This is a genomic window from Intestinimonas sp. HCP28S3_D6 (genome assembly GCF_052065695.1).
Lineage (GTDB): Bacteria > Bacillota > Clostridia > Oscillospirales > Oscillospiraceae > Intestinimonas.
This window is the reverse complement of the sequence record NZ_JBQHTM010000029.1, coordinates 34,599-45,176: the sequence shown is the minus strand read 5'-3', so window position 1 is coordinate 45,176 and position 10,578 is coordinate 34,599. Positions and strand designations below refer to the sequence as shown.

Sequence of the window (10,578 nt, the reverse complement as noted above, 5' to 3'; positions counted from 1 at the left end):
TCCGAAAACTCCGTCATGAGCACTCCGTTCGACTTGCATGTGTTAAGCACGCCGCCAGCGTTCATCCTGAGCCAGGATCAAACTCTCAATAAAATGGTATCTAAAGAGCTTTCGCTCTTCAAATCATCTTATTGAAGCTATCCACAAGCTTCAAAGAAATCTTGTCAAGAGCCTTTCAAGTCACTCGACTAGAAAGGACATCCGTCCTTTTCTGGTGCTTCGTGTTTCGTTCTTCACGTTGTTTAATTTACAAGGTACACGCCGCTTTCGCAACAGGTCTTTATTTTACCACATTCCGTGGCGCTTGTCAAGCACTTTTTTCAACCTCTTTCGAAGTTTCCGGAGCGCTCAACTCGTTTGCGTCTTACGCGAACTCATTTATTTTACCAGATCATCGAGTTCTTGTCAAGAACTTTTTTCGAGTCTCAAAGAATTTCTTCTCGTCATCGACCGAATTCAGTACCTCTCGTCAGGCGCTCAGTTAATATATCAGATCATTCCTGTATTGTCAACACCTTTTTTCAAATTTTCCATTTTTTCTTTTCCTGTCCTTTACAGTGGACATCTGTCCGTAAAACCTGCCGTTGCAGATGCCGTCGGATTGTGCTACTCTTTATTTAATATGTTAGGAATCCTTTTCCCATAGCTACCCGTGATTCCCACTGCAAAGCAGGGAGGTCCCATTATGCCAATTAAGATCCCAGACTCCCTTCCCGCCCGCACGACGTTGGAAGGCGAGAATATCTTCGTCATGACAGAATACCGGGCCATGCACCAGGACATCCGTCCACTGAATGTGCTCATTCTGAACCTGATGCCCACGAAGATCGTGACAGAGACCCAGATTCTGCGCAAGCTCTCCAACACCCCTCTTCAGGTGACAGTGGAGCTACTACGCACCTCCAGCTATCAGTCTCACAATACCGACGAGGACCATCTGTCCTCCTTTTATACCACCTTTGACCAGATCCGTAACCGGCGTTATGACGGTATGATTATCACCGGCGCCCCGGTGGAGAATCTGGACTTTACCCAGGTGGACTACTGGGATGAGCTGTGCGGGATCATGGAGTGGTCTAAGACCCACGTCCACTCTACCCTCCATATCTGCTGGGGCGCCCAGGCAGGTCTCTATTTCCACTATGGGATTGAGAAGCGCTCGTTGCCGGAAAAGCTCTTCGGTGTATTCGACCACCGGGTTCTGAAACCCAACTCTCCCCTCTTTCGAGGCTTCGACGACGTCTTTCAGGCCCCCCATTCCCGGTATACCGAGGTCTACGAGAGCGATATCCGGGCCACTCCTGGCCTGGAGCTACTCTCCGTCTCCGGAGACGCCGGCGTCTTCGCAGTGAAGAGTGAGGACTCTCGCCAGTTCTTTATCACTGGTCATCCGGAATATGATCCGGATACCCTGGCCCGGGAGTATTTCCGGGATCGGGATAAGGGACTTCCTATCCATGTACCTTATCATTATTTCCCGGACAATGACCCTTCCCGTCCTCCCATTGTCCGCTGGAGAAGCGCCGGTCAGCTGCTTTATACTAACTGGCTCAATTACTACGTGTACCAGACCACACCCTATGACATTTCTGAGGTTCATTGATTTTACCCCTAAAACGGGTGCTGTCAGCTTTCTACCGACAGCACCCGTTTTTCTGCTTGCAAAGCGCTAGAGAATATATTATACTTCTTTTATGCCCTGTGTGGACATTGGAGCAGGCAGTTTGTAGAAGAATTTTACAGCCTCTAATATGCAGACGTAGTGCAGTTGGTAGCGCGCCTGCTTTGGGAGCACGCGGGGCCCATCCATGAGAGCAAAACCGCAACCCCACAACTCGCTGGGACACTACCAGAAGCGAGAACCATTTCGGCAAAGCCGTTGGTCGAAAAACGGCCAAGACCACATGTAAGACCACAGATAAAACAATTCCATAACCGGGTGTAGCGCAGTTGGTAGCGCGCTTGCTTTGGGAGAATACGCCCGGGCCACCCCACAACTTCATATCCGGGTGTAGCGCAGTTGGTAGCGCGCCTGCTTTGGGAGCGATTCTCCGTCTATCCACGATGGGAACAGCCAAAGCCCGGAACCCCTTGCAACACGGGCATTTGCTGGATTTTGGCAGGTCAGAAAAGCTGGCCAAAAAACCACTTTGACCACATAAATGACCACAGACAGGAAAAGACTTTGAATCGCACGACTTTCGTGCTATAATCATGACAACCAAATATCCGGGTGTAGCCCAGTTGGTAGGGCGCCACATTTGGGAGCGGGTCGCTCCCCCTTCAAGCCGGAAAATACCGTGTCCGCAATCCCTTGATACGCCTGCGATACAGGCACTTCCCCCGCAAGTCGAGGTGGTCAAAAAAACCGCCTGACCACATGTTTGACCACATCTGGCGCAAAACTCAAAACCTAAATCCGGGATTAGCGCAGTTGGTAGCGCGCTTGCTTTGGGAGCAAGATGTCGGGAGTTCGAGTCTCCCATCTCGGACCAAATCAATGTAATCCGAATTTGTTTCCGAGAAGAGATGAATTCGGATTATTTATTTTCTCTCATTGACGCAAACCGTCAAATTTAAAAAATATTGCAGTTGCACTTGACTTTTCTTATCTGGCGTGTAAAAATAGAATACATCTAAGAAAGGAAGTGTAATTATGATTGGTTCCCACAAAAATTTCAGCTTTAACTTGACGCTGATTGACCATGCTATTGTCAATGCTCTGCAAGAAGCGATAGAACATATCATGCCTGAAATCATGAGTGACCATCATTTGTCGGAACGCAATGGATACGGTCAGTTCCGTTGGAATCCAATTATAACTCAGCTCCGCGACAAATGTCAGCACTTGGGGTGGCTGGAATTGAATATCTGCCCACGAGGCGGATGGAAAACTCCCGTATTATTCCATCATTCTTCTGGTTATATTTTCACCCTAATGACTGAGGATACATTTAAAGGGGTTCAGCAGCGCAAAGACAAAGGGAAACATTACTTGTGCGGAGCAGCTTACTTTAACGAAAAACTGGAAGCTCAATATGAACAGTTGGAGTTGTCGCTCCCCGGCGTATCTGCTGACTTAGAAGATTGCGTCTACCGTTCGCAAGAACAGCTCGCACGGGCTATTCATGCTGAGATCGGTGAAATTAAAGGACATATCCTGGTTTTGTTCGATACTTATTGTGATCGACTCATAAGTGTACGAGCGGTCCGCCTTACACATTCCCTTGAAATTTCCAATGAGGAAGAAAACTGGTCTCATTTCATCGGTATGCCTTACGCTGCTGGTTTGAACATTATTCCTCAACAGAATGATACTGAAGACGAGGGAACTCTTGTTGAACTCTTGTAATTAAAGGATTAGTTATTATGCAGAAAGGCAATAGGATTAATAGTGAGCGAATAAAAGAAGCACGTTTATTCAGAAAAATGACCATTGCGGAATTGGCTGAATCCGTTGGAATAAATAAACAAGCAATTTCCCAATTTGAGAACAATAAAACAACACCTGAACCTTTAACGCTTCGAAAAATATCAGAAGCATTGGATTTCCCATATTCATTTTTCTTAGAATATGACAAGCCTTCAACTATTGGTAATACATATTTTCGAGCATTGTACTCCAGTAAGAAGAAGGATTTGGTAGCACAGAAGATTCGAGCTAAATATTTAGTGAAAATTCATTCTGTGCTATCAACTAAAGTAAGATTTAAACCACTTAATCTACCTGTATTCACTGACGGAGAACAACTTTCGATTGAGGAAATCGCACAACGGGTCAGAACTTATTGGGATTTAGGGGATGCTCCAATTCCCAACATGGTCTCACTGTTGGAAAAAAACGGAATTATTGTAGGAGAATTTGCAACAGGCAGCAGAGACATTGATGCCTTCTATCAATATTATGAAGAGAATAATTGTTCGACATATTGCGTCATATTGGGAGCAGATAAAAAAAGTTTTTTCCGCAGACAGTTTAACTGTGCTCATGAATTAGGACATATCATTTTGCACGAACGATATTCAGACTTGAACGAGATTGATAGAGAAGAATTTCGAGAGCGTGAAAATGAAGCGAATGCCTTTGCAGCAGCGTTGTTACTGCCTGCTACTGCTTTTGGTGCTGATGCAGCTATATATCCTAACCGACTTAGCCATTATGTTGCGCTAAAGCAAAAATGGTGTGTATCTGCTATGGCAATGATACTGCGTGCATACTCATTGGGGTATATAACTTCTAATCAGTATTCATACTTGATGCGACAAATGAGTATGAACGGTTATCGTCAGAAAGAGCCATTAGACGATGTGATTGAGTACAAGCATCCTGTTGCGCTCAAGCAAGCGATTAACCTCCTCATGACTAAGGGGAACATGACCAGCCAAGATATTATAGCATTATTTGCTGCAAATAAATTTTCTGTTTCACCTGATGTCATAGAGGAACTATTGAATTTAGAAATTGGAACACTAACTACATATAAAGAACCCTCAAAAATAATTGAGTTTCCAGCAATTCAAAAAGCAGAAGAATAAAAACATATAGATAACAATGGTCAAGTCACATTGCATATACTTTCTCTACTGCCAGTCAGCAATATAAGGGATTTTAGTAGTTCCTATTTCCTCTATAATAATGCAAGGTGTTAATCTTCCATTAAAAATATAATTATTGCACTGCCTCACCTAAACGGCCTCGCTTATACGAGACTTTGGTTGGGTAAGAATAGAAACCTCAGGGTGAGCACATCTTTTTCGTCAACACAAGGAACAGCCCCTGAAATCGAATGATTTCAGGGGCTGTTCTCTTATTCCTTTACCATTTTCTCCCCAACATTGCCGCTACCACCCCATAGTGCTTCTTCACCGTATTCCGTGCCAGGCCGGTTCGTTTGGCGAGGGTCGAGAACTCTGTGACCTCCGGGTGGAAGCGCATATAGTCCCACAGCTTGCGCTGTTTCTTGGTCAGCTTTTCCGGCGGGGCGATGCCCGCAAGCTGCTCCTTGAGATTTTTGCGTTCCTCGTTCATCTCCGTGATCAGCGCCTTGAGTTTTTCCTCGCACTCCTCGCGGGTGTGGGCGTAGACGTTGCGGGAATGCTGTGTCCCGTCCGGCCATATGGGAGAATAGCGTCCCTCAAACAGGTGGTCATTGAGTTCGCTGACGCAGCCGGTGCCTGGTTTTCTTTTCTTCCCCACATAGGGCTGGAAATCCACGATGCCTTTCTGCTCCGGCTCCGCTTCTTCCTGCGGCTCCATCTTGCCAATGCTCCGGTCGATGCTGGCGGCGGCTGCGCGCTGCATATCGCCGGTGATGTGGGTGTAGATGTCCAGCGTTGTCACCGCAGACACATGCCCCAGCATGGCGGAGAGGGTTTTCACATCCATGCCGTTCTCCAGCGCCAGCGTTGCGAAGGTGTGCCGCAGATCATGGAATCTGACACGCTTGCAGTCTGCCCGCTCCAGTATCGTCTGAAGCCGTCTGCGCGCCACGCCGGGTGTGATCGGTCGGTCCGCCTTCACCGGGGACGGAAAAATCCAGCGGGAGTCCACCTTTTTGCGGTATTCCCGCAGCACGGCCAGCACCGCAGGCGGCAGCACCAGCTTTCGGACAGATGCCTTGGTTTTGGGCGGGATGATCTGCAATTCGCCGTTTACCGTGTACGCCTGTTTGTTGACGGTCAGCACGCCGGTTTCAAAGTTCAGATCCTCCCATTGAAGCGCTATCAATTCACCCCGCCGCAGGCCGGTGCAGAGATCCAGCAGGAACAGTTCGTAGTACCCGTCCGCCTGCGCCTGAATGAGAAATTTCTGCAATTCCTCCCGATCCAGCACCTGCATTTCCTTTGCCTTTTTCGGCGGCAGCTTGCAGCCGATGGCGGGGTTTGTACGGAGCAGGTCATCCCGCACGGCCCGTTCCAAGGCGGAGCGGCAGACCGCGTGGCACATCCGCACCATGCGGTCGGAAAGGCCCGCGCCGTATTGCTCCGTCAGACGCTTGCGGCCGTTCTTTTTCAGCCGCCCGTAGAACTGCTGCAAATCATTCTGCGACAATTTGTTCAGCGGGATCTTCCCGATCTCCGGCAGGACATGGTTGTAAATGACGTTTTCGTAGTTGTTCTGTGTGGAGGCGCGAAGCGTCGGCTTGCTGTGGGTTTCATACCAGCAGCACAGCCAGTCTCCGAACAGCATATCCGACTTAACTTTTCGGTCATTCCGCCCCACCATGCTTTCGGTGAGCTGACGCAGCTTCTCCTGACATTCCCGCTTTGTTTTGGCGAGAACATTCTTCGTCTTGGGAAGGCCATTGTCATCATAGCCGATGACAACGCGGCCCTCCCATCGGCCGTCGCCGCGCTGTCTTACGGTGCCGGTTCCGCTTTTCCGTTTCTTTGCCAAGGTCTCAGCCCCTTTCCGAGCAAGTCTTCCATGAAGCCGCCAACGATGCCGCTGGCGGCTTTTTGCATATCCGGTGTGACGTGGGTGTAGGTATCCAGCGTGAAGCTGGCATTGGTATGCCCCAGAATTCCAGACAGGGTTTTGGCGTCCACGCCGCTGGCGATGGCGTGGGTGGCGAAGGTGTGGCGCAGATCGTGAAAGCGAATGTCCGGCAATCCCGCCTTGTGTAAGATCGCTTTCATGTGCGTGTAGGCGCAGTTCGGAGACAGCGGCAGCTCCGGTCGAACTGGGTCTGGGAAGATCCATTGCGTGATCGCATTCTCTTTTCGGCGGCGCAGAATTTCCGCCGTGCTGCGGGGCAGGACGATGGTGCGCTCACCGCTGCGGGTCTTGGTCTTGCCCAGCATATCGACCCCCAGCTTTCGGTTATGAAGGGTGCGGCGCACTTGCAGGACGCCGTTCCGCGCGTCAAAGTCCTGCCACATGAGTCCGCAGATCTCGCCCCGCCGCAGGCCCGTGGTCAGCTCCACGTAGAAGAAGTCACCCCATATCTTGACTTCCCGCACGGCGTCCAGAAATGTGTCCAGTTCTTTGTCGGTCAGGACACGTTTCGGTGCATGGCTTGCCTTTGGCACCGTTGCGCCCACGGTGGGATTTTTAGCGATGATATGCGCGTGGAGGGCGTCCTCCATCGCCTGATGGAAGATGGCGTGGAGGCGGTTGATGGTGGTGTCCGACAGAGCGGAACCAAACCTCGGATGCTCCCTGATCCGGCCGTTCTCTTTCAGCTTTCGATAGAGTTTCTGCACATCCTGCGCTGTCACCAGCGACACCTGCTTGCCGCCGAGCTGCGGCTTGATGTAGTTTTCGATGCAGCTTCGATATCCCGCGAGTGTGCCGGGGCGGACGGTGTTCTCTTTATAGTCCGTCAGCCAACGGTCCAGCCACTCCCCCAGGGTCATGCGACTGTCCTCGGTCAGTTCCACGTCCTGATAGCGTTCGATATTTTGATGGAGCTTTTCCGTCAGTTCTTTTTGTGTATGAGCATAGGCATGCTGGAAGATAGGCGTACCGTTTTTCTTGTGGCCCACCACGATACGGCCCTCCCAGCGGCCATCCTCTCGCTTGCGCACCATGCCGTCACCGGCAGGTCTTCGCTTTGTCATTTAATCCTCCTGTTCCGCCGGATGGCAGATGTGTTCTTCTTCCTCCCGTTCGAAGGAGTAGAGCCCGTCTGCCTCCAACTCTTTTGCCATGCCCCACGCCAGCTTGAAGCCAGCCGTGAAGCTCATCAGCTTGGATTTAACCAGCAGTGTGTTTTGTGCGTCCAGCAGCCGTAGCAGCTTTCTGCGCCCCGTGGCGTCCATGTCCCGCCGCAGTTCCGCTTGGGCGTATTCGATCTGCTCGGCCAACTCTGGATACTCCTGACGGTTGAAACGCTTTTGCAGGGCTTTCATGTAGTCGTACATTGCGGCACCTCCTTTTGGTAACCACAACACATACCACAACCCGGCGCACAAAGCTACTGTTTTCTGAAATGTTTCTTTGACTATTGCGGCGCAAAAACTGAACACCTCGACCCGCTTTACATATGGAATTTCATTGAAAATCCCTGTTGCTGCTCCAACTCATGGTCATCCGGCTTGTGGCCGAGGGCGACGCGCTTTTGCCGCAGCTGCGCCAGCCGCTTGCGGTCGATTTGGACGCCGTTGGCAGCGGGAGCCGGGGCGTTGTCCCGAAAGATATTTCCCATGTGGTAGAGCAGCCGGGTGGCTGACAGCAGGATAGAGGGCGGCTCCTGTTCGCCGCGCTCCATGCGTTTCATGAAAAATTCCGCGTAGGCATGGCCGTTATCCCGCGCCGCCGCGAACCATTCGTAGGCGGCGTCCATGTCTTTGGGAACGCCCTCACCCATGAGGGTCAGCTTGCCCAACAGATACTGTGCGTAGGCGTTTCCATTGTTCGCGGCCTGCCGCAGGTATTCCGCCGCAGTCGAAGCGCCCTTTGGCACATTTTTGTCACTGAGATATTCCTTTCCCAGCCGGTAGGCGGCGTAATCGTTGCCATTGTCAGCAGAGCGTTTCAGCCAATAGATCCCCTTGGCGGGATCGCGCACGTCGGCATCATCGGAGAGATACAGCTTTCCGAGGGCGTACTGTGCCACGTCCAAGTCCTGCTCGGCGGCGCGTTCCAACAGCTTTTGTGCTTTGGCTGCATCGGGTATCAGCAGCCCACCGTCACGGTACGCCGTGCCGATGATGTACTGGGCGTAGGCGTCACCGTCCTCCGCAAGCTGCTCCAACTGCTCTGCCGCCTCGTCCCGTTCCTCCAGAGGGTAACTCTCATCGTTCGCCACGCTTTGCAGATCCTGACATTCATAGCTCATGCCGTAGGTACTGATCTGTTCGCCGTCATCCTGCATTTCCTCGTCCTCAAAGGAAAACCTGTTCATGCGAAGATGCTCCGCCTCTTTGATTACGGCGTTCTTGATTTGTCGGAACTCCTTTTGCTGAGACAGCGGTGGGCGTAGACGTTTCTTCCCCTCGGAATAGTAATCCTCCACCTGACATTGCAGCTCCCACCACATCTGGTAACACGTTTCCACGGTGGGCAGCCGCACCATTTGGTCGACGATCTCGTCCACCAGCTTTTTCATTGGCTTCGGCAGATAGCCGTAGGTTTTCTTGCCCGCTACGGTGCTGAGTTGTTTGGAGAGTTTCCAGATCATCTGCTCCGCCTCCGGGTGGATGCAGGTCATTTCCCGCATGGCCTTCGCCAATTCCAGCATGGCTTTCCGCGCTTCCGCCACCAGTTCGTCTCGCGATTTGCTTTTCTGCTCATAGACGTGCAGCAGCTCCTGCCGGAAAATTTGGTTGGTCAGCGTGGACTTGATTTGGCGGATACCGTCTTTGGACAGGTACGCCTGATTCGGCTTTGTCGACCACGCCATCATGTGGACGTGAGGATGATTGCCCTCGTCATGGAAGGCGGCGTACCAACGGAAATCCTCCGGCGGTATTTTCATCGCCGCGGCGATGTCATTGCGGTGGATACGCAGTAATGTGCGCCATGCGTCCGCATGGTCATACCCCAACCGCTCCGCGTCCTCCCGGTGGAGGGAGATGATGTGTGTCCACACGTTGCCGGTGTAGTGATCCAATTCGTCCGCGACAGCGGCGAGGTCAACGGCATCGTTATCACCGAAGAGACCGTGTTCCCCCAGCCGTTCTGCCCTCGGTCGCAGGGCGATGTATTTGGCGTAGCCCTCCATCGACGAGAGCCTGTCCCAATTCGATTCCAACGTCAGTGTGATGAGTGCGGACGCCGTTGCTTTTGTCGGGTGTGAGAGGTAGTCCTCGTACTCCATCAGTTCTTGTGCGTCAGGAAAATCCTTCACCAGTTTTGCAATGAGCTGCGTCTGCTTGTTGGTGGGCGGACGGTCATCCGGGATGATCTCCACACGCTCCCGCGTCGCGATGTACTTGAGATACCCACCGGCACTTTGCCCAGCGCCGCACTTGATGTACGGGCTTTTGACGATCAGCCTTGCCATGCTTCACTCTCCAGTTCACGGAGTTTCTGTTCCAACCGCAGCTGACCGTTGGTGCGCTTGACGGCGGCGATGCTCTTGGCCCGCTCCTGCCGCAGCACTTCCTCGCTCACGTTGAGGCTTTGCAGGAGGATGGACATTGCCATGTCCATCTCCACCGCCTGCTTGTAGAGCAGCGACGCGATGCGATCCTCGAATAGCTTCAACCGACTGTCGATGGCGGACTGCACCGCATGGGGCAGCGTGGTGCTTTCGCCTGCGGCCAGCATATCCGCGTAGCAGTTCACCGCCTTTTCGATGAACTCATTTTTGCTGCGGCAGTTATCTTCCTGATACCACCGCTCTATTTTTGTGGCTGTTTCATCCGTCATACGGAAGTTCAGCCTGTTTTCATTTTTGCTCATAATTCCCTCCAATCTGCCGTAAGGCACGCTTGTTTTCGTTGAAACACCTGCGCTTGCGGGAACAAAGACGCCAGCCGTTCTGAAATTTCCGTCAAAAGGCGCCACAACCGACTGCGTTGAAACCCCCGTCAACTGCCCGCACTGCGGGCAGAAGTGACCGGGCAGAGCGTCGGTTTCGACGCCAGCCCTTTATCCTGCTATAAATAAGTTCCTCCGATAACCGCCCA

General features: G+C 51.8%; 8 protein-coding genes, 1 tRNA gene and 1 rRNA gene. 4 read left to right on the top strand and 6 right to left on the bottom strand.

Going from position 1 to position 10,578, the window contains the following annotated elements; genetic code table 11:
• A 16S ribosomal RNA gene (locus tag ACTNBK_RS10750) occupies positions 1 to 93 on the bottom strand; the annotation flags it as partial.
• Positions 94 to 685: 592 nt separating this feature from the next.
• On the opposite strand from ACTNBK_RS10750, the gene metA reads away from it, so the two are divergent.
• The 4 genes from metA (at position 686) to ACTNBK_RS10730 (ending at position 4,536) form a co-directional block, all read left to right on the top strand.
• Positions 686 to 1,603 carry a homoserine O-acetyltransferase MetA gene (gene metA, locus ACTNBK_RS10745; protein ID WP_441145979.1) on the top strand — a complete coding sequence of 306 codons (918 nt, stop codon included), beginning with the start codon at positions 686 to 688 and terminating at the stop codon, positions 1,601 to 1,603.
• A gap of 816 nt (positions 1,604 to 2,419) precedes the next feature.
• Positions 2,420 to 2,495 (top strand) — tRNA-Pro (locus ACTNBK_RS10740).
• 161 nt (positions 2,496 to 2,656) lie between these two features.
• A complete protein-coding gene (locus ACTNBK_RS10735; protein WP_333635397.1) occupies positions 2,657 to 3,352 on the top strand; it encodes a DUF5986 family protein in 696 nt (231 codons plus the stop codon).
• A 17-nt stretch (positions 3,353 to 3,369) separates the two neighbouring features.
• Complete coding sequence (locus ACTNBK_RS10730) at positions 3,370 to 4,536, top strand: ImmA/IrrE family metallo-endopeptidase (RefSeq protein ID WP_441145976.1); 1,167 nt, start codon at positions 3,370 to 3,372, stop codon at positions 4,534 to 4,536.
• Positions 4,537 to 4,816: 280 nt separating this feature from the next.
• On the opposite strand, the gene ACTNBK_RS10725 is transcribed toward ACTNBK_RS10730, so the two are convergent.
• The 5 genes from ACTNBK_RS10725 to ACTNBK_RS10705 all read right to left on the bottom strand — a co-directional run bounded on the left by ACTNBK_RS10725 (position 4,817) and on the right by ACTNBK_RS10705 (position 10,351).
• Positions 4,817 to 6,397 (bottom strand): tyrosine-type recombinase/integrase, encoded by a 1,581-nt coding sequence (locus ACTNBK_RS10725; RefSeq protein WP_441145974.1) that lies wholly within the window; start codon positions 6,395 to 6,397, stop codon positions 4,817 to 4,819.
• Positions 6,361 to 7,563: a tyrosine-type recombinase/integrase gene (locus ACTNBK_RS10720; protein ID WP_441145972.1), complete on the bottom strand. Its 1,203-nt coding sequence runs from the start codon at positions 7,561 to 7,563 to the stop codon at positions 6,361 to 6,363. The genes ACTNBK_RS10725 and ACTNBK_RS10720 overlap by 37 nt, the downstream gene beginning before the upstream one ends.
• On the bottom strand, positions 7,564 to 7,866 hold the full coding sequence (locus ACTNBK_RS10715; protein WP_441145970.1) for a DUF6809 family protein: 303 nt from the start codon (positions 7,864 to 7,866) through the stop codon (positions 7,564 to 7,566). It abuts the gene before it with no gap.
• Between the two features lie 116 nt (positions 7,867 to 7,982).
• Entirely contained in the window at positions 7,983 to 9,950 is a 1,968-nt protein-coding gene (gene mobP3 / locus ACTNBK_RS10710) for a MobP3 family relaxase (RefSeq protein ID WP_441145968.1), read from the bottom strand.
• The gene (locus ACTNBK_RS10705) at positions 9,938 to 10,351 is read right to left on the bottom strand and encodes a hypothetical protein (protein WP_441145966.1); all 414 of its coding nucleotides are present in this window, start codon (positions 10,349 to 10,351) and stop codon (positions 9,938 to 9,940) included. Before ACTNBK_RS10705 ends, mobP3 begins: the two co-directional genes overlap by 13 nt.
• Positions 10,352 to 10,578: the final 227 nt, after the last annotated feature.

What these genes read in the sequence shown, in the direction of transcription:
- ACTNBK_RS10715 (WP_441145970.1), bottom strand. Translation starts at nt 7,866, where the DNA reads ATGTACGACTACATGAAAGCCCTGCAAAAGCGTTTCAACCGTCAGGAG.
- ACTNBK_RS10720 (WP_441145972.1), bottom strand. Translation starts at nt 7,563, where the DNA reads ATGACAAAGCGAAGACCTGCCGGTGACGGCATGGTGCGCAAGCGAGAG.
- ACTNBK_RS10730 (WP_441145976.1), top strand. Translation starts at nt 3,370, where the DNA reads ATGCAGAAAGGCAATAGGATTAATAGTGAGCGAATAAAAGAAGCACGT.
- ACTNBK_RS10735 (WP_333635397.1), top strand. Translation starts at nt 2,657, where the DNA reads ATGATTGGTTCCCACAAAAATTTCAGCTTTAACTTGACGCTGATTGAC.
- metA (WP_441145979.1), top strand. Translation starts at nt 686, where the DNA reads ATGCCAATTAAGATCCCAGACTCCCTTCCCGCCCGCACGACGTTGGAA.
- mobP3 (WP_441145968.1), bottom strand. Translation starts at nt 9,950, where the DNA reads ATGGCAAGGCTGATCGTCAAAAGCCCGTACATCAAGTGCGGCGCTGGG.
- ACTNBK_RS10705 (WP_441145966.1), bottom strand. Translation starts at nt 10,351, where the DNA reads ATGAGCAAAAATGAAAACAGGCTGAACTTCCGTATGACGGATGAAACA.